Below are 18,853 nucleotides of genomic sequence, written 5' to 3' on the forward strand. Positions count from 1 at the left end.
GCCCTCGAACTCGTCGAACTGGCCGCGGACCTTCGTGACCATGGCGTGCCGGGCGGAGAAGCCGATCCGGGTGTGCGTCGGGTCGAGCGCGTAGTCACCGGCGATGTCGGTCACGGCAGTGGTGGTCTCGACGGTCTCGACCTCGGCCTTGCGGTTGAAGAGTCCCATGTGAAGTCCTTCGTGGTAGTCGGTTGAACTTTCAACGTCAACATTGCCACTGGATGGTTGAACTGTCAAGTTCTGGCTCGGGTCCCTGACGCCGTACCCTTGACGATGCCATGACGACGCAGAAGACCTACGACGTGCGCACGCACGGTTGCCAGATGAACGTCCACGACAGCGAGCGCCTCGCCGGCCTGCTCGAGACGGCCGGCTACGTCGACGTCACGAGCCTGCCCGCGGGTGACCGGCCGGAGGTGGCCGACGTGGTCGTCTTCAACACCTGTGCGGTCCGCGAGAACGCCGACAACAAGCTCTACGGCAACCTGGGCCAGCTGCGCCCGGCCAAGCTGCGCAACCCGGACATGCAGATCGCCGTCGGTGGCTGCATGGCCCAGAAGGACCGTGGGCTGATCGTCGAGCGCGCGCCGTGGGTCGACGTCGTCTTCGGCACGCACAACATCGGCTCCCTGCCGGCCCTGCTCGACCGGGCGCGCCACAACAAGCGCGCCGAGGTCGAGATCAAGGAGAGCCTCGAGGTCTTCCCCTCGACCCTGCCGACCCGCCGCGACTCCGCCTACAGCGGCTGGGTCTCGATCTCCGTCGGCTGCAACAACACGTGCACCTTCTGCATCGTCCCCAGCCTGCGCGGCAAGGAGCAGGACCGCCGACCCGGGGAGATCCTCGCCGAGATCGAGGCGCTCGTCGCCCAGGGCGTCGTCGAGATCACCCTGCTCGGCCAGAACGTCAACACGTATGGCGTCGAGTTCGGCGACCGCCTCGCCTTCGGCAAGCTGCTGCGCTCCTGTGGTGAGGTCGAGGGCCTCGAGCGCGTCCGCTTCACCAGCCCACACCCGGCCGCGTTCACCGAGGACGTCATCCTCGCCATGGCCGAGACGCCCAACGTCATGCCGAGCCTCCACATGCCGCTGCAGTCCGGCTCGGACCGGGTCCTCAAGTCGATGCGCCGCTCCTACCGCAGTGCGAAGTTCCTCCGGATCCTCGACCAGGTCCGAGAGCACATCCCCGACGCCGCGATCACCACGGACATCATCGTCGGCTTCCCCGGCGAGACCGAGGAGGACTTCCAGGGCACGCTCGACGTCGTCCGCGAGGCGCGGTTCTCCAGCGCCTTCACCTTCCAGTACTCGATCCGCCCCGGCACCCCCGCGGCGACCATGGACGACCAGGTGCCGAAGGAGGTCGTGCAGGAGCGGTTCGACCGGCTCATCGCCCTGCAGGAAGAGGTCAGCTGGTCCGAGAACCGCAGGCTCGAGGGGCGTGAGGTCGAGGTCCTCGTCGCCCCGTCCGAGGGTCGCAAGGACGCCGAGACCAGGCGCATGTCCGGGCGGGCCCGGGACAACCGGCTCGTGCACTTCGCCGTCCCGGAGGGTGCGGAGGTGCCGCGGCCCGGCGACCTCGTCACGGTGGGTGTCACGTATGGCGCGCCCCACCACCTCGTCGCGGACTCGGCCCTCGAGGGCGGCCCGTATGCCGTGCGGCGCAGCACCGGCGGCGACGCCTGGGCCGCGCTGCAGGACGCGCCCTCCGGCTCGGGCAAGCCAGCGGTGAGCCTCGGGATGCCCTCGATCGGTGCGCCGGCCCCGTCGACGCGTTCCGCCGAGCCGGCCTGCCACGTCCCCGCCCCCTGATCGGGGCCCCGGCTCGAACTTTGGGCGGCGCGGGGCCGCATGCTTGGATTGCGGGCATGCCCGTTCGCCCCGTCGTCATCACCGGTGAGCCCGTGCTGCATCGGACCGCCGCGCACGTGACCGACTTCGGTGACGACCTGCGCCAGCTCGTCACCGACATGCACGAGACGAACGACGCCGCGAACGGCGTCGGACTCGCCGCCCCGCAGATCGGCGTCGGGCTCCGGGTCTTCGTGTGGAAGATGGACAACGAGGACGGCGTCCCCGCCGAGGGCCACATCATCAACCCGATCGTGACGACGTCCCGGGTGCCGCAGGAGCGGCCGGACCCGCACGAGGACAGCGAGGGCTGCCTGTCGGTGCCCGGTGAGTCGTTCCCCCTCAAGCGCGCCGACCGGGCCCACGTCGTCGGTGTCGACGTCGACCAGAAGCCCGTGGAGTTCGACGCCACGGGATGGTTCGCCCGCTGCATGCAGCATGAGTACGACCACCTCAACGGGACGCTGTACGTCGACCGGCTCGACGACCGCTATGCGAAGAAGGCACGCAAGGCGGTCAAGCGCAACGGCTGGGGCGGCCCCGGCAACACCTGGATGCCCGGCGTCGACCCCGACCCCTTCGGCCACGACGCGCCGGCACAGGTCGAGTGACGACACCGATCATCGCCCTCGTCGGTGCGACGGCGACCGGCAAGTCGGACCTCGGCCTCGACCTCGCCGAGCGGCTCGACGGTGAGGTCGTCAACGCCGACGCGATGCAGCTCTACCGGGGCATGGACATCGGCACCGCAAAGCTGCCGGTCCCCGAACGACGCGGCATCCCGCACCACCAGCTCGACGTCCTCGACGTCACCGAGGAGGCGAGCGTCGCCGCCTACCAGCACGCGGCCCGGGCCGATTTCGCGGCCATCCGGGGCCGGGGGAGGGTACCGATCCTGGTCGGTGGTTCCGGGCTGTATGTCCGCGCGGCCCTGGACCGTCTCGAGATCCCGCCGACGGACTCGGGGGTGCGCCAGGCCCTGGAGGCAGACGCCGCGTCACGCGGCACCCAAGCCCTCTTCGAGCGCCTGCGCGACCTCGATCCTGAGGCTGCGCAGAGGATTCAGCCGAACAACACGCGGCGCATCGTCCGGGCGCTTGAGGTGATCGAGCTGACCGGCCGCCCCTTCAGCGCGTCGCTGCCGAAGCGCGAGTTCGTCTCTCCCGCTGTCATTCTCGGGCTCTCGGTCGACCGGGCCCGGTTGGACGAGCGCATCGACGCCCGCGCGGCTCGGATGTTCGAGGACGGGCTGCTCGACGAGGTGAGCCAGCTGCTGCGGCACGGGCTCCGTGACGGGTTCACGGCGAGCCGGGCCATCGGCTACGCCCAGTCCATCGCCGTCCTCGACGGCGAGAGCACCCTCGAGCAGGCCGTCGAGAGCACGGCCCAGGCGACGCGGCGCTTCGCCCGCCGCCAGGAGTCGTGGTTCCGTCCCGACCAGCGCACCATGTGGCTGCCGGCCGACGGGACCGACCGCGACGCCCTCCTCGCGGCTGCCCTAGAGGCCGTCGAGAGGGCCGCCACGCGCCCCACCGAGGCTGACAGTGCGGACGTCAGTGAGCGGCATACCGGAGAATGGGCGCCATGACGCGCTTCACCAAGGGCCACGGCACCGAGAACGACTTCGTCCTCGTGCCGGACCTCGACGGCACGCTCGAGCTGACACCCGCGCAGGTGCAGCGGCTCGCCGACCGGCACGCCGGTCTTGGCGGCGACGGGGTGATCCGTGTCGTGCCAACGCGATTCGCGACCGAGGAGGCAGTGCAGTCCGTGGCGGACCGCGCGGAGTGGTTCATGGACTACCGGAACGCGGACGGGTCCCTCGCGGAGATGTGCGGCAACGGGACCCGGGTCTTTGCCGCCTACCTCGTCCGGGAGGGGCTCACGAGCGGGGACCGGTTCGACATCGCCACCCGTGCCGGCGTCAAGACGGTGCGGGTCACCCCCGAAGGCTTCGCCGTCGACCTCGGACCGTGGCGGCTGGTCGACGAGGCCGCGGCCCGGCGTGACGGCTTCGACCTCATGGTGCGGCCCCGGCACGGCAAGCCCGTCCCGGCCCTCTCGCTCGATCTGGGGAACCCGCACGCCGTGGTGATGCTCCCGGAGGGGATCGACCTCCCGGCGCTCGACCTCACCGAGCCTCCGGAGACCCAGCCGGCCCAGCCGGACGGCGTCAACGTCGAGTTCGTCCGCCCCCTGGGGCCGGGCCACATCGAGATGCGCGTCCACGAGCGTGGCGTGGGGGAGACCCGGTCGTGTGGCACCGGTGCAGCCGCGGCGGCCCTCGCGACCCGCTTCTGGTCCGGTCTCGAGGACGAGCGCCCTTGGCGCGTCGACGTGCCCGGAGGCAGCTTGACCGTCACCCCGCTGCCCGGGAGCCGGGTCGAGCTCGCCGGCCCCGCAGCGCTGGTCGCGGACGGAGAGTTCCCGCTGTGACCGAGATCGGCGCCGTCGCGGTCCGGTTCCCCAAGGTCGTCCTCGAGGGTGACGGCTTCCTGCTGCGTCCGCTCGAGGCGCGCGACGTCGACGACATCACCCTGGCCTGCCAGGACGAGACGACCCTCGAGTGGCTGCCCTTGCCCCAGCCCTACGAGCGTGAGCACGCCGAGGGCTTCGTCGAGGTGGTCGCCAAGGAGGCCCAGGAGTCGGGGCGCGGAGTGGTCTTCGCCATCGCGGTGGAGGGGCGCCTTCACGGGTGCATCGACCTCAAGGCGACCGACTGGCTCACCGGGACGACCGAGATCGGCTACTGGGTCGCCCCCTGGGGCCGCGGACGCGGTCTCGCCGGCCGGGCGACGCGGGTGCTCGTGGAGTGGGCCCTGCGCGACCAGCGCCTCCAACGTGTCGTCGTACAGGCCGCGACCGGAAACGTCGCCTCCCAGCGCGGCGCGGAGTCGGCCGGGTTCATCCGCGAGGGCGTCGCCCGCAACGCCGGGATCGTCCACGGGGGCCGCGTCGACCTCGTCGTCTACTCGCTCGTCGCCTCCGACCTGCCCTGAACCGGTATGCCGCTGACCCGGGTCGCGCGGGTGCGTGCCCTTTTCGTCCCCCGGGCAACCACAGCGGCGCACACCCGGCGATGGCGCCTCCGTCCGGCGCTCAGGCGCGGGTGACCTCGAGGATCCGGAAGGCCTTCGAGGACGAGAGCCTCGTGCAGGCCAGGCCCCAGTCCTGGGCGTTGATCCACTTCTGCAGGGAGTCCGAGCCGAGGTGCTTCTGCACGACGAGGTGGGCGCGCCCGTCATGGGCAAGCCTGGGCAGCCAGCGCTCGAGGATCGCGTGGAGCGCCTGCTTGCCGACATGGATCGGAGGGTTCGACCAGATCGTCGCGAAGCGCACGTCACCCGGCACGTCGTCCGGCTCGCAGAAGGTGGCGTTGCCGACCCCGGCCGTGGCCGCGTTGACCCGGGCCAGGTCGAGGGCGCGCCGGTTCACGTCGACACCCCAGACCCTGGCATCGGGGGAGCGCAGCGCCATGGTCAGCGCGATGGGCCCCCAGCCGCAGCCGATGTCGAGCAGGTCACCGCTCGGACTGGGGTCGGGCGCGCCGCGCAGCAGCACCGCTGTGCCCGGATCGAGCCGGTCGGGGGAGTAGACGCCCCGCGCCGTGGTCAGGACGAGGTCCTGGCCGTCGAGGGTGACGGGGACCTGCCGACGCTCGTCGGGCGGCGCCGGCTCGGCGCTGAAGTAGTGGTCCGGCTGCTCGCTCATCGCGGACAACGCTAGCGGGCAGCAGCCGGAGGGGCACCGCACGGCCGGTTCGCGGGTAGAGGGCGGGGGATGGCCGAGAGGGACGGCAACGGGCACAAATCGGTGGCTGCCGGCGTTGTGCCCATGGGACCCTGAGGAGAACATGACGAAACAGCACCTGACCACGAACGACCTGTTCGCCACCCGCGCCGAGGCGCTTGCCGAGGACGCGCTGGAAGCAAGCACAGCGGCATACGACTACGACGGCGACCAGCTCGAACGTGAGGAGCGTGCGGCTCTCCGCCGGGTCGGCGGCCTCTCGACCGAGCTCGAGGACATCAGCGAGGTCGAGTACCGGCAGCTGCGCCTCGAGCGCGTCGTCCTCGCCGGCGTCTGGTCCGAGGGCACGCTGGAGGACGCCGAGAACTCCCTGCGTGAGCTCGCGGCGCTCGCCGAGACGGCCGGCTCGACCGTGGTCGAGGGCGTCGTCCAGCGACGGCAGCGACCGGACCCGGCGACCTACCTCGGCAAGGGCAAGGCGCAGGAGCTGCGCGACATCGTCCTCGCGGAGGGCGCGGACACCGTCATCTGCGACGGCGAGCTCGCCCCGAGCCAGCGGCGCGCGCTCGAGGACGTCGTCAAGGTCAAGGTCATCGACCGGACCGCGCTGATCCTCGACATCTTCGCCCAGCACGCGAAGAGCCGGGAGGGCAAGGCCCAGGTCGAGCTCGCCCAGCTGCAGTACCTGCTGCCGCGCCTGCGTGGCTGGGGTGAGTCGATGTCCCGACAGGCCGGTGGCCGGGTCGCCGGCGGTGAGGGGATCGGCTCGCGTGGCCCCGGTGAGACGAAGATCGAGCTTGACCGGCGCCGCATCAACACGAAGATCTCCAAGCTGCGCCGCGACATCAAGGGCATGAAGACCGTGCGCGACACCAAGCGCCACGGGCGACGCGCCGGTGGCGTGCCGAGCGTCGCCATCGCCGGCTACACCAACGCCGGCAAGAGCTCGCTGCTCAACCGGCTCACCGGCGCGGGCGTGCTCGTGCAGAACCAGCTCTTCGCGACCCTCGACCCCACTGTGCGCCGGGCCGAGACGCCCGACGGCCGGCTCTACACGCTCTCGGACACCGTCGGGTTCGTCCGCAGCCTGCCGCACCAGCTCGTCGAGGCGTTCCGCTCCACCCTCGAGGAGGTCGGTGACGCCGACCTGCTGCTCCACGTCGTCGACGGCTCGCACCCGGACCCGGAGGGCCAGATCTCGGCCGTCCGCGAGGTGCTCGCCGAGGTCGGCGGTGACTCCATCAAGGAGGTCATCGTCGTCAACAAGGCCGACATCGCCGACCCCGAGGTGCTCGACCGGATCCGGCGGCACGAGAAGCACTGCATCACGGTGTCCGCCCGCACCGGCGAGGGGATCGAGCAGCTGCGCGAGCTGATCGCCGCCGAGCTGCCCAAGCCCGAGATCGAGGTCGACGTCCTCGTGCCCTACCACCGCGGTGACCTCGTCTCGCGACTGCACGAGGAGGCCGAGATCCTTGAGAGCGAGCACGTCGCCAACGGGACGCGGTTGCGCGCCAAGGTGACGCCGGCGATCGAGGCGGACCTGTCCGAGTATGTGGTCGCGTGAGCCAAGCTGTGAGGACACGAGCGAGGAACGAGCGAGGCCCGGAGCGGCAATTCGGCTCATGGGACACAGCGATCGCTTGACGTGAGCAACGCCGACCGGCGTGTCCCGAGGACCCTCCCAGCAACGGCTGGGAGGGTCCGCTCATGGGTGACACCGCTGAGCACCACCGACTCGACGACACGGAGACCGGACGGGCGGACTGGCGGCTCTGGGGCCCGTACCTCGCCGGCCGACAGTGGGGCACGGTCCGCGAGGACTACTCGGCAGACGGCGACGCGTGGGCCTACCTGCCCTTCGACCACGCCCACCTGCGCGCCTACCGCTGGGGTGAGGACGGCATCGCCGGGCTCAGCGACCGGCACGGCTTCCTCTGCCTCGGACTCGGCCTGTGGAACGGCAACGACGACCGCCTCAAGGAGCGCTGGTTCGGGCTGACGAACCCGCAGGGCAACCACGGCGAGGACGTCAAGGAGTACTGGTGGCACGTCGACGCGACGCCGTCCCACTCGTACGCCGAGATGCTCTATCGCTATCCGCAGCAGGCATTTCCGTATGCCGCGCTGCTGGGAGAGAACGCCCGCCGGGGTCGCGACGTGCCCGAGTACGAGCTGCGCGACACCGGTGTGCTCGACGAGGACCGGTTCTTCGACGTCCGCGTCGTGCACGCCAAGGCGGCGCCCGATGACGTCCTCATCGAGATCACGGCGACGAACCATGGCCCGGATCCCGCCCCGCTGCATCTCGTGCCCCAGCTGTGGTTCCGCAACACCTGGGCCTGGGGGCGGGACGACCGGACGCCGACGCTGCGACTCGACAGCGCGGACGATGCCGCGGCACGGATCGTCGCCCACCACGACTTCCTCGGCGACCTCGTGCTCGAGACTGAAGACCGGGCGGCGCGAGTCCTCTTCTGCGACAACGAGTCCAACGCCGAGGCCCTATGGAGCGCCCCGAGCCGAACGCCGTTCCCGAAGGACGGCGTGAACCGTGCCGTCGTCCACGGCGACCTCGGCGGGGTCAACCCCGCCCAGCGCGGCACGAAGGTCGGCATCGAGCTCGCCCACCCCGCCGTCGGCCCCGGGGAGACGGTCTCCATGAGACTGCGGCTGCGCCGGCCGGGCTCGGCCGGAGCTGCCTTCGGCGACGCCTTCCACGCGGTGCTCGCGGCCCGGCGCGGGGAGGCCGACGAGTTCTACGACTCGGTGATTCCCAGCGGCGTCGACGATGTGGACCGGCAGGTGGCCAGGCGGGCCTTCGCCGGTCTCATGTGGTGCCAGCAGCACTACCGCTACTCGGTGCAGGAATGGCTCGAGGGCGACCCGGCCGAGCCGCAGCCCCCCGCCGCGCGTCGCGAGCCGGGAGCTCGCAACGTCGACTGGGGCAACATCGCGCTCGCCGATGTCATCTCGATGCCCGACGAGTGGGAGTACCCATGGTTCGCGACGTGGGACCTCGCCTTCCACTGCGTGACGCTCGCGCACATCTACCCAGAGCTCGCCAAGCAGCAGCTGCTCCTGCTCACCCGGGAGTGGGCGCAGCACCCGGACGGTGCGCTGCCGGCCTACGAGTGGGCCTTCTCGGACGTCAACCCACCGGTGCACGCCTGGGCTGCGTGGCGGGTCTACGTCATCGACGGGCGCCGCGACCAGGACTTCCTCATGCGGATCCTCGCGAAGCTCCTCCTCAACTTCTCGTGGTGGCTGAACCGGAAGGACCCGGAGGGGTCGAACCTCTTCTCCGGCGGGTTCCTCGGAATGGACAACATCGCGTTGTTCGACCGGTCGCGCGACGTGCCGGCGGGGTGGCGGCTCGAACAGTCCGACGCGACGAGCTGGATGGCCTGCTACAGCGCCTGGCTCATGCGGATCAGCCTCGAGCTGGCCCACCACGACGCCGCCTGGAGCGACCTCGTGACGACCTTCGTCGAGCGGTTCTGCGCCATCGCCGACGCACTCGAGCGCCCGGGCCGGGACGGCGTGACGCTCTGGAACGACGAGGACGGCTTCTTCTATGACGCGCTGGTCCCGGAGGGCGGGGGAGCCGTCCAGCTCCGGGTCAGGTCCCTCGTCGGGCTGCTGCCCCTCCTCGCCGTCACCACCATCCCCGGCTGGGTGCCGGACCGGCTGCCGGAGGTCATGAGCACCCTGGACTGGCTCGACCGGCACCGCCCCGAGCTCGCACCGGCGCTGGTGCCCGCCGCCGGTACGGCGGAAGGCCATCGGGTGCTGCGCGTCGTCGACCCCGACCGCCTGGCCCGGCTCTGCCGCTACCTGCTCGACGAGTCCGAGTTCCTCTCGCCGCACGGCATCAGGTCGCTGTCAGCGGCATACGGCTCCTATGAGCAGGACGTCGAGGGGCAGTCGTTCCGCATCGACTACGAGCCGGGGGAGTCGGGCACCGGTCTCTTCGGCGGCAACTCGAACTGGCGCGGGCCGGTGTGGTTCCCGGTCAACGCCCTGCTCGTCGACGCGCTCCGGGAACATGGCCTGGCCCTCGGTGACGACTTCACGGTGGAGTGCCCGAGCGGGTCCGGGCAGCAACGATCCCTCCTCGAGGTGGCCGACGAGATCGAGCAGCGGCTCGTCGGGCTGTTCCGTCCGGGGGCCGACGGGCACCGCCCCAGCGATCCCCGTGACATGCGCGACGGCCCCCTCTGGCATGACCAGCCGACGTTCAGCGAGTACTTCCACGGCGACAACGGGATGGGGCTGGGTGCGTCGCACCAGACGGGCTGGACGGCCCTGGTCGCGCACCTGATCTGCACGACTCCGGGCGTGCGCGACCGGCATGTCCGTTGATGGCGTGTCGGTGGCATGGGCCACGATGGGCCCATGCCCCTGGAGATCCCGTGTCCCTACTGTGGCACGCAGATGTACGCCGAGCAGGCGCACAACCGCTGCCCCCGGTGCCTCTACATCGAGCCCTGTTGTGACGGTGCGCCGCTCGCGGTCTGCGAGACTCGTGCCCCCGAGCGCGACGCGCGCGTCGAGCGCGTCGAGCCGGCGTGAGCGAGCCTGGTGACGTCTGGCTGACGACGTCGCGTCTCGTCCTGCGCCGCCCTCGTCAGGCGGATCTGGGCGACTACGTGCGGCTCCACACCGACCCGCGCGGCTACCGCCACAAGCCGGCGGCGATGCCGAGCCCCGCGCAGTGCGAGGAGCGCCTGGCGCATGACGTCGCCGGATGGGAGGACGAGGGGATCGGGTATGTCGCTGTGCTGGCCCGCGACTCAGGGCGGGTCATCGGATGGGCGGGCCTGCGCGTCGAGCGGGAGCACGGGCCGGCGCACCTCAACCTCTACTTTCGGTTGGGCCCCGAGAGCCACGGTCTCGGCTACGGCCGCGAGCTCGCCCGCGCCCTCGTGGGCTGGGCCGCCGAGCACCGCCCGGACCTGCCCGTCACCGCCACGGTGGCGCCGGTCAACGCGGCATCGCTCGCGACATGTCGGGCTGCGGGCCTGTTCGAGATCGGTCGCCGCGTCCACCCTCTCTTCCCCGACGACGAGCCGGACGTCATCCTCGAGCTGCCCGCCGTCCGGCCGGTCAGCCACGTGGACGACGACCTGCGGGAGGAGCTGCTCGACCTGTGGGTGGCGGTCAACGACAGCGGGGGAGCCGTCGGCTTCGTCGGGTCCGCTCCTCGCAACGATGTCGGGGCGCGCCTGGACGGACACCTTGCGAGGGTCGGGCGCGGCGAGTCGGTGCTCGGGCTGATGCGCGACCCCACAGGGGTGCTGCGCGGCATGGGTTTCTGGGACCACCTCGACCGGCTCCCGCTCGCGCGGACGGCAACCCTCCTGCGTTTCATGGTCGACCCGGCGGTCCAGGGCCGGAACCTCGGCCGCGTCCTGCTGGGCGGGCTCGTCGCGGTGGTCCGGTCGGAGCGGCCCGACGTGGAGGTGCTGCGGCTCGATTACCGCGGCGGGACCGGTGTGGGGCACTTCTACGAGTCGTGCGGCTGGACGGAGGTCGGCCGAGTGCCGCGCTCGCTCTGGCTCGGCGGGGACGACTACCGCGACGACGTCGAGATGGCCCGCCGGGTCGACGGGTCTGCGTTGGTCGCCGACGGACGCCGCTGAGCCGCCGCCCGGGCCCGGGTTGAGGGAGGGGCAGGTTCGCGGCGCACCTCGACACCTCGGCTCGGGAGGCGGACCTCAGCTGAGGCCGATGACGCCGCCGTCCGCGGTCACGTCGATCCGTTCGGCGTTCTGCGACGTCGGCAGGCCTGGCATCGTGCTCATGTCGCCGCAGATCGCGTACACATAGCCCGCCCCGACCGCGGCCCGTACCTCGCGGACCGGCATCCGCCAGCCTCGCGGGGCGCCGAGCAGGGTCGGGTCCGACGAGAGCGACAGGTGCGTCTTCGCGATGACGACCGGCAGCGTGCCGAAGCCGAGGCCCTCGTACTCCCGCAACGCCTTGGCGGCGGCAGGGGAGAGGTCGGTGCCGTCCGCGCCATACACCTGCGTGGCGACCCGCTCGATCTTGTCGGCGAGCGGCAGGTCGAGCGGGTAGAGAAACCGGAAGTCGCTCTCCTGCTCGCACGCCTCCATGACAACCTGTGCGAGGTCTTCGGCGCCGGCGCCGCCCTCGGCCACGTGACGGGTCACCGCGCATCGCGCGCCGAGGCGCTCGCAGGCGGCGCGCACGACGTCGTGCTCACTGGCGTGGTCCTCCGGGAACGCGTTGATCGCGACGACCGGCTCTATGCCGAAGGTGCGGATGATCGCGATGTGCTGCTCGAGGTTCGGGATGCCCGCCATGACGTCTTCGGGCGACTCGGCCAGCAGGTCCTCCGGGAGCGGCTTGCCGGGGCGGATCCGGAAGCGACCCGAGTGGGCCTTGAGGGCACGCACCGTCGCGACGATGACGGCGGCATCCGGGACGAGCCCGCTGACCCGGCACTTGACGTCGAAGAAGCGCTCGGCGCCCATGTCCGCCCCGAAGCCGGCCTCGGTGATGACGTAGTCGGCACGCCGGATGCCGACGAGGTCCGCCATGACGGACGACGTGCCGGTGGCGATGTTGCCGAAGGGTCCACAGTGCACGATCGCCGGCCCGCCCTCGAGGGTCTGGAGCAGGTTGGGCTTGAGGGCGTCCTTGAGGATGACCGCCATGGCACCGGCCGCCCCGAGATCGTCCGCGGTGACACTCTTGCCGTCCGTGGTGTAGCCGACGACGATGCGCCCGAGCCGCAACCGCAGGTCCTCGAGGGACGTGGCGAGGGTGAGCAGCACCATGACCTCGCTCGCCGCGGTGATGTCGAACCCCGTCTCCCGGGGGACACCGTCCGCGCGGGCGCCGAGGCCGATGACGACGTGACGAAGCGAGCGGTCGTTGACGTCGAGCACGCGGCGCCAGGTGATGTTACGGGTGTCGAGCCCGAGCGCGTTGCCATGGTGCAGGTGGTTGTCGACCATCGCCGCGAGCAGGTTGTGTGCCGCGGTCACCGCGTGGAAGTCGCCGGTGAGGTGCAGGTTGAGCCGTTCCATCGGGATGACCTGGCTGTAGCCGCCTCCCGCCGCGCCGCCCTTGATGCCGAACGTCGGCCCCATGGAGGGCTGCCGCAGCGTCACGACGGCGCGCTCACCGAGGCGCTGGAGCGCCTGTCCCAACCCGACGACGGTCGTCGTCTTGCCCTCGCCGAGCGGTGTCGGAGTGATGGCCGTGACGACGACGTACCGGGCCGTATGGTGCGCAGTCGGCTCGTCGAGGACGGCCAGGTCGATCTTCGCGACGTCGCGCCCGTATGGCTCGAGGTGGTCGGGACCGATGGCGAGGTCGGCGGCGACGTCATCCATCGGGCGCAGGGTCGCCGCGCGCGCGATGTCGAGGTCGGTGGGCAGGTGCGTGGTGGTCATGCCTTGATCCAACGCCGGTTCCGTGCGGGGTGACAGGGGATCGGAGGGAGTGACTCCAAGATCACCCTCGGCACGCTCACCCCGCACCGCAACGCAATCTGGCTCGGCGGATTGAGCTTTCGATCGTCGGAATGGTGCTCCCGATCGTCGGAATGGTGCTCCCGATCGTCGGGATTGTGCTCTGGTGCCCGGCAGGCCGTCGTCTGGACCTCCACTGGGGACACCGGATGTTCGGCGACCGTCCACAGTGCGTGATCCGCGGTGGCCGAGCCACGCCCGGTCGGAAGTACCCTGAGGCAATGCCGCGACCCCCGCTCGATGCCCTGCTCCATGCCGCCGTGACCGGCCTGGGCGGCGTCGAGCGTCCGGGACAGCTGTCCATGGCCCGGGCCGTCGCCCAGGCGGTCGAGGGCAAGGAGCACCTCCTCGTCCAGGCCGGCACGGGGACGGGCAAGTCCCTGGCCTACCTGGTGCCGGCCGTCGCGCATGCGTTCGACGCCGGCAAGCCGGCCGTCGTCGCCACGGCCACGCTGGCGCTGCAGGCCCAGATCGTCGACCGAGACATGCCCCGAGTGGCCGATGCACTCCAGCCCCTCCTCGGCCGGCGGCCGACCTTCGCGCTCGTCAAGGGACGCCGCAACTACGTGTGCCTCCACAAGCTCGAGGGCGGGTTCCCCGACGAGGAGGAGGCCCTCCTCGGGCTCGGGCAGGTCGATGCAGCGGCGGGCCGGCTGGGACAGGAGGTCGTGCGCCTGCGCGAGTGGGCAGACACCACAGAGACGGGCGACCGCGACGAGCTCGTGCCCGGCGTCTCCGAGAGGGCCTGGCGGCAGGTGTCCGTCTCGGCGCACGAGTGTCTCGGCAGCAAGTGTCCGCTCGTCGCGGAGTGCTTCGTGGAGCGGGCGCGAGCCGCAGCGGCCGACGTCGACGTCATCGTCACCAACCACTCCTTCATGGCCATCGACTCCTTCGAGGGCCGCCAGATGCTCCCGGAGCACGACGTCCTGATCGTCGACGAGGCCCACGAGCTCGTCGACCGGGTCACGGCGACGATCACGGACGAGCTGACCGGCGCCATGGTGGGCATGGCCGCGAAGAAGGCCGGCCGGATGTCGGAGAACGCCGCTGCCCTGACGGAGGCCGGCGAGCTGCTCGGCACCGTCCTCGAGCCGGTGGAGGAGGGGCGCCTGCTCGGCATCCCTGACGCCGTGGCGCTCGCGCTCTCACGGGTCCGTGACACCGCTCGGGCCGTCCAGAGCGACCTCAAGCCGGCCCCGGGCGAGGACGCCGACGGGGGACGTCAGGTGGCGCGTGCCGCCGTCGAGGAGGTCCAGGAGAACGCGGAGCGGATCCTCGAGGAGCGCGAGCTCGACGTCGTCTGGCTGAGTCGTGACCCCCGGCGGGGGCCGGTCCTGCGCGTCGCCCCGATGAGTGTCGCGATGCTCGTGAGGGACAAGGTCTTCGCCGATCGGACGGTCGTGCTGACCTCGGCGACCCTCGAGCTCGGAGGAACCTTCGACGCCGTGGCCGGGACCATCGGCCTGCGTGGGGACGGCGCACCGGGCTGGCAGGGGCTCGATGTGGGCAGCCCCTTCGACTACCCCAGGCAGGCGATCGCCTACGTCGCGGCGCACCTTCCACCTCCGGGACGCGACGGCGCGAGCGACGACAGCCTCGACGAGATCGAGCAGCTGGTCCGGGCCGCCGGCGGGCGCACGCTGGGGCTCTTCTCCTCCACGCGCGCGGCGCAGAGTGCCGCCGAGATCATGCGGGCCCGGCTCGGGGACGAGTTCCCGGTGCTGTGCCAGGGCGAGGACCAGATCACCACTCTGGTGCGGCAGTTCGCCCGGGACCCGCGGACGTGCCTCTTCGGCACGCTGACCCTCTGGCAGGGCGTCGACGTTCCGGGGTCGTCCTGCCAGCTCGTCATCATCGACCGGATCCCCTTCCCGCGCCCGGACGACCCGCTGGCGTCGGCTCGGTCACAGGCGATCGCGAGGATGGGCGGCAACGGCTTCATGGCCGTCTCTGCGACGCACGCCGCCCTACGTCTCGCCCAGGGGGCAGGACGGCTCGTCCGTCGAGCCGACGACCGGGGCGTCGTTGCGTTCCTGGACTCCCGGATGATGACCGCGCGGTACGCCGGCTTCCTCCAGCGGTCGCTGCCGCCGTTCTGGCCCACCACGGACAAGGCGATGGTGCTGGGCGCCCTGGCGCGACTCGACCAGACTGCTCCCGAGCCGCTGCCGGTCGAGGAGCCGGCGATGCGGTCCTTGACCGGCACCCGGGCGGACGACGGTGCGGAGCACCCCCGGCCGGTCGCGCCGACACCCCCGGTCGCGGAGTCCGCCCGCCGGGCGGTCACCAGCGGACATGCATGGAACGACGAGGAGGACGAGGAGCTGCGCGACGCTGCGGACGCCGGCCTGCACCTCGACGAGCTCGTCGAGCACTTCGAGCTGCCCGCCGAGGCGATCGTCGCGCGAGCCGAGCAGCTGGGGGTCAAGCTCGCCTCGGGCGCGCTGTTCGACTGAGCACCGCCGAGCGCCACCGAGGGATGCTCTGCGACCGAGAGCTTCGGTGTCGGTGGCACGTGACACAGTGGTCGCCATGACCGCAGTCGATGTCCCGCGCCTGACACTCATCAGCGGGCCCGAGGGCGTCCTCGTCGAGCGCGAGCTGACCTCCCTCGCCGCGAGGGCCCGCGAGGCTGCGATGGACGTTGTCCGCGTCGACGCCGCGGGCTACGAGCCGGGCTCCCTCCTCATCCACGCCAGCCCGTCGCTGTTCGGCGGCTCCACCTGCATCATCGTCCGTGACCTGCACGAGGCATCCGACGAGCTGCAGGACGACCTCATGTCGGTCCTCGGTGCCCCGACCGACGACGTCTACCTCGTCGTGACCCATGGATCCGGGCAGCGGGGCAAGCGGGTCCTCGACGCCCTCAAGAAGCAACACGTCCGGGTGGTCAGCTGTCCGGCGATCAAGAACGACCGCGAGAAGAGCGACTTCGTCCAGCAGGAGTTCGCCCGCGCCCGGCGCAAGATCACGACCGACGGGGTACGCGCCCTCGTCGAGGCGGTCGGCCGCGACGTCAGCGAGCTCGCCGCCGCGTGTGCCCAGCTCGTCGCCGACACGGAGGGCCTCGTCACGGACGCCGTGGTGGACACCTACCACGGGGGCAAGGTCGACGCCACCGGCTTCCGGGTCGCCGACGCGGCAATCGCCGGCAACACTCCAGAGGCGCTCCGGCTCCTGCGGCACGCGATCGCGTCGGGGCTCGACCCCGTCCCGATCGTCGCGGTTCTCGCCTCCCAGCTCCGCGGCCTCATCAAGGTCGGCTCGGCCGGCCGGGGGAGCCCCGAGCAGCTCGCGAGCAGCGTCGGGATGGCCCCATGGCAGGTCAAGCGGGCCCGCGCAGCCCTGACCCACTGGACGGGGGACGGTCTCGCCGCCGCACTCCAGGCCGTCGCCGCGGCCGACTTCGCCGTGAAGGGCGGTGGCCGCGACCCGGTCTATGCCGTCGAGCGGGCCATCCTCACCATCACGCGGGCACGCTCGAGTGCCTGAGCGTCTCGTCCCGGAGGCGGCGCAGCGGCAGCACGCCGACGGGCGACGGCGAGCTCACGGCATCCCCGCCGTGATCGGCGCTTGGCGCCGTTTTGGTGGCCACCCGCACCGCTGGTAGATTTCTTCCTTGCGTGCGCGCTCAGGTCGTGCGCGCATGCACGCACCACCCAAGGCTGCTCACGCAGGGTGCCCCACGCCCGGTCCCGAGCAGTTTTGCCGCCCTCTAACGGCAGACGACACCGACCAAGGAAGAACTTCACGTGGCAAACATCAAGTCGCAGATCAAGCGGATCAAGACCAACGCCCAGCGCACCGAGCGCAACAAGGCGGTCAAGAGCGAACTTCGCACCTGGGTCCGCAAGTTCCGCGTGGCTGCCGAGTCCGGAGACAAGGACGCTGCGGCCGAGGCCCTCAAGCTCGCGTCCAAGAAGCTGGACAAGGCGGTCTCGAAGGGCGTCATCCACAAGAACCAGGCGGCCAACAAGAAGTCGGCCATGGCCAAGAAGGCTGCGTCGCTCTGACGCGACACCGCAGCTGACCGAGGGTCTCGCACCAGGTGGTGCGGGGCCCTTTGTCGTCAGCGGCGCCGGTGTGCGGCACGGACCGCGGCGACGACCTGCTCGTAGCGGCCGCGGGGCAGGATCGCACCCTCCCGGCGGACGGCCCGGGGGTCAACCCGGATGAGCCGGTTGACGCGCACCTCGCTCGGGCGGCGCCGCCCCTCCCCGGGGCCCGGGCCGATGTTGACCCACACGCGGCCGGCGCGACGCCGCAGCCCCGCAACGCGGTGGTGCTCCTGGCTCGTCAGCTGCAGCGCGACGAGCCAAGGACCTTCCCGGCCGATGATGAGGACCGGCCGGTCCTTGCCCTGGGTGTGGTCCTCCTCGTAGGGGACCCACGTCCACACGATCTCGCCCGGGTCGACCCGGCCGTTGTCCGCGCCCTCGTACGTCATGTCGGGCAACGCCGTGGCGTCGCCGGGGTAGCGGCGGTATGCCGCTGTGCCAGCCCTTCGCCGCGCGCCCTCCCGGGGGCGGGCGACTCGGTCGGCCCGACCAGCACGGAGGAGCCGGCTCAGGCGGCGGCGCAGGGCGGCCAGTGCGCTCGACATGCGCTCACGGTAACGGCCACGACTAGAATCGCGACCCCGGGTCGACGGCGATCCGCCGCAAGCTCCCCCCACCCGCTCGACGCCCCGCCCGGAGTCCACGTGTCCCATCGCCAGCGCATCTTCCTCGCCATCGGCTCCCTCGCGGTGGGCGGATTCGCCATCGGGACAACCGAGTTCATGACGATGGGCCTGCTGCCGCAGCTCGCTGCGGGTACGGGCGTCGATATCGCCACGGCGGGCCACTACGTGTCGGCCTATGCCCTCGGCGTCGTCGTCGGTGCCCCCGCCGTCGCGCTCCTCGCCGCCCGGCTGCCTCGCAAGGGCCTGCTGATCGCCCTCATGGGCTTCTTCGCGGCGGCCCACCTCGGTGTCCTGCTCGCCGACCGCTACCCGACCCTCATGCTCGCCCGGTTCCTCGCCGGGGTTCCGCACGGGGCGTACTTCGGGATCGGGTCCGTCGTCGCGGCCTCGCTCGTGTCCCCGGCTCGGCGGACCGCCGCCGTGGCCGCCCTGCTGCAGGGGCTCGGGGTCGCCAACGTCGTCGGGGTGCCGCTCGCCACGATGCTCGGGCAGGCTCTCGGCTGGCGGGCGGCCTACGTCGCGGTGGGCGCCATCGGGGCGGTGACGGTCGTCGCCCTCGCGGTGTGGCTGCCGAGGAGGCCGGTGACCGGCGACGAGTCCGTCGCGCGAGAGCTGGGGGCGTTGCGTCGGCCGCAGGTTCTGCTCGCCCTGCTGATCGGCACCGTCGGCTTCGGCGGGATGTTCGCGATGTACGCCTTCATCGCCCCCACGATGACGGAGCTGGCTGGGCTGGCCGAGTCGTTCGTGCCCTGGGTCCTCGCCGCCTACGGCATCGGCATGGTGACGGGGATGGTCCTCGCCGGGCGGGTCGCTCGTCGCGGCGTCCTCCGCGGGATCATCATCGTGCTCGCGCTGATCGCCACGCTGCTCGGGCTCTTCGGTTGGGCGGTGCACATCGCATGGCTGGGCGTCGCCATGGTGTTCGTGCTCGGCCTGCTGCCCTCGATCCTCGTGCCCTTGCTGCAGATCCGGCTCATGGACGTCGCGCACGAGGGCCAGTCCCTCGCCGCGGCGCTCAACCACTCGACCCTCAACCTCGCGAACGCCCTCGGTGCCTGGCTCGG

At 71.4% G+C, this 18,853-nt stretch carries 17 protein-coding genes; 13 read left to right on the forward strand and 4 right to left on the reverse strand.

Annotated features, from left to right (window positions below; translation table 11 throughout):
- A partial coding sequence (locus tag ACTHJJ_RS00040) for a YceI family protein (RefSeq protein ID WP_440300907.1) occupies positions 1-168 on the reverse strand: 168 nt, incomplete at its 3' end.
- Positions 169-278: 110 nt separating this feature from the next.
- On the opposite strand from ACTHJJ_RS00040, the gene miaB reads away from it, so the two are divergent.
- The 5 genes from miaB to ACTHJJ_RS00065 are packed head-to-tail and all read left to right on the forward strand — an operon-like array spanning position 279 to position 4,849.
- Positions 279-1,811, forward strand: a complete 1,533-nt coding sequence (gene miaB, locus ACTHJJ_RS00045) for a tRNA (N6-isopentenyl adenosine(37)-C2)-methylthiotransferase MiaB (protein WP_440300891.1) — start codon at positions 279-281, stop codon at positions 1,809-1,811.
- A 56-nt stretch (positions 1,812-1,867) separates the two neighbouring features.
- The gene (gene def, locus ACTHJJ_RS00050; RefSeq protein WP_440300892.1) at positions 1,868-2,461 is read left to right on the forward strand and encodes a peptide deformylase; all 594 of its coding nucleotides are present in this window, start codon (positions 1,868-1,870) and stop codon (positions 2,459-2,461) included.
- Positions 2,458-3,438, forward strand: coding sequence for a tRNA (adenosine(37)-N6)-dimethylallyltransferase MiaA (gene miaA, locus ACTHJJ_RS00055; RefSeq protein WP_440300893.1), 981 nt, complete (start codon positions 2,458-2,460; stop codon positions 3,436-3,438). The genes def and miaA overlap by 4 nt, the downstream gene beginning before the upstream one ends.
- Positions 3,435-4,286, forward strand: a complete 852-nt coding sequence (gene dapF / locus ACTHJJ_RS00060; protein ID WP_440300894.1) for a diaminopimelate epimerase — start codon at positions 3,435-3,437, stop codon at positions 4,284-4,286. The genes miaA and dapF overlap by 4 nt, the downstream gene beginning before the upstream one ends.
- The gene (locus tag ACTHJJ_RS00065) at positions 4,283-4,849 is read left to right on the forward strand and encodes a GNAT family N-acetyltransferase (RefSeq protein ID WP_440300895.1); all 567 of its coding nucleotides are present in this window, start codon (positions 4,283-4,285) and stop codon (positions 4,847-4,849) included. Before dapF ends, ACTHJJ_RS00065 begins: the two co-directional genes overlap by 4 nt.
- Before the next feature lie 100 nt (positions 4,850-4,949).
- On the opposite strand, the gene ACTHJJ_RS00070 is transcribed toward ACTHJJ_RS00065, so the two are convergent.
- Complete coding sequence (locus tag ACTHJJ_RS00070; RefSeq protein WP_440300896.1) at positions 4,950-5,561, reverse strand: class I SAM-dependent methyltransferase; 612 nt, start codon at positions 5,559-5,561, stop codon at positions 4,950-4,952.
- 142 nt (positions 5,562-5,703) lie between these two features.
- Between ACTHJJ_RS00070 and hflX the strand changes: the two genes are divergently transcribed.
- The 4 genes from hflX (at position 5,704) to ACTHJJ_RS00090 (ending at position 11,245) form a co-directional block, all read left to right on the forward strand.
- On the forward strand, positions 5,704-7,167 hold the full coding sequence (gene hflX / locus ACTHJJ_RS00075; protein ID WP_440300897.1) for a GTPase HflX: 1,464 nt from the start codon (positions 5,704-5,706) through the stop codon (positions 7,165-7,167).
- Between the two features lie 143 nt (positions 7,168-7,310).
- A complete protein-coding gene (locus ACTHJJ_RS00080) occupies positions 7,311-9,965 on the forward strand; it encodes an MGH1-like glycoside hydrolase domain-containing protein (protein WP_440300898.1) in 2,655 nt (884 codons plus the stop codon).
- 33 nt (positions 9,966-9,998) lie between these two features.
- A complete protein-coding gene (locus ACTHJJ_RS00085) occupies positions 9,999-10,175 on the forward strand; it encodes a hypothetical protein (protein ID WP_440300899.1) in 177 nt (58 codons plus the stop codon).
- Entirely contained in the window at positions 10,172-11,245 is a 1,074-nt protein-coding gene (locus tag ACTHJJ_RS00090) for a GNAT family N-acetyltransferase (protein WP_440300900.1), read from the forward strand. The genes ACTHJJ_RS00085 and ACTHJJ_RS00090 overlap by 4 nt, the downstream gene beginning before the upstream one ends.
- 75 nt (positions 11,246-11,320) lie before the next feature.
- Here ACTHJJ_RS00090 and ACTHJJ_RS00095 read toward each other — a convergent pair whose 3' ends face one another.
- Positions 11,321-13,027: a formate--tetrahydrofolate ligase gene (locus ACTHJJ_RS00095; protein WP_440300901.1), complete on the reverse strand. Its 1,707-nt coding sequence runs from the start codon at positions 13,025-13,027 to the stop codon at positions 11,321-11,323.
- 299 nt (positions 13,028-13,326) lie between these two features.
- On the opposite strand from ACTHJJ_RS00095, the gene ACTHJJ_RS00100 reads away from it, so the two are divergent.
- From ACTHJJ_RS00100 to rpsT, 3 genes are all read left to right on the forward strand, one after another.
- Entirely contained in the window at positions 13,327-15,561 is a 2,235-nt protein-coding gene (locus ACTHJJ_RS00100) for an ATP-dependent DNA helicase (protein WP_440300902.1), read from the forward strand.
- Between the two features lie 76 nt (positions 15,562-15,637).
- Positions 15,638-16,597, forward strand: coding sequence for a DNA polymerase III subunit delta (gene holA / locus ACTHJJ_RS00105; RefSeq protein ID WP_440300903.1), 960 nt, complete (start codon positions 15,638-15,640; stop codon positions 16,595-16,597).
- Positions 16,598-16,857: 260 nt separating this feature from the next.
- Positions 16,858-17,118 carry a 30S ribosomal protein S20 gene (gene rpsT, locus ACTHJJ_RS00110; protein ID WP_440300904.1) on the forward strand — a complete coding sequence of 87 codons (261 nt, stop codon included), beginning with the start codon at positions 16,858-16,860 and terminating at the stop codon, positions 17,116-17,118.
- Positions 17,119-17,174: 56 nt separating this feature from the next.
- Here rpsT and ACTHJJ_RS00115 read toward each other — a convergent pair whose 3' ends face one another.
- Positions 17,175-17,708: a type II toxin-antitoxin system PemK/MazF family toxin gene (locus ACTHJJ_RS00115; protein WP_440300905.1), complete on the reverse strand. Its 534-nt coding sequence runs from the start codon at positions 17,706-17,708 to the stop codon at positions 17,175-17,177.
- A gap of 99 nt (positions 17,709-17,807) precedes the next feature.
- Here ACTHJJ_RS00115 and ACTHJJ_RS00120 point away from each other — a divergent pair.
- The coding region (locus ACTHJJ_RS00120) for an MFS transporter (protein ID WP_440300906.1) at positions 17,808-18,853 on the forward strand (1,046 nt) is incomplete at its 3' end.

The organism is Intrasporangium sp. (assembly GCF_051961875.1).
Classification (GTDB): domain Bacteria; phylum Actinomycetota; class Actinomycetes; order Actinomycetales; family Dermatophilaceae; genus Intrasporangium_A.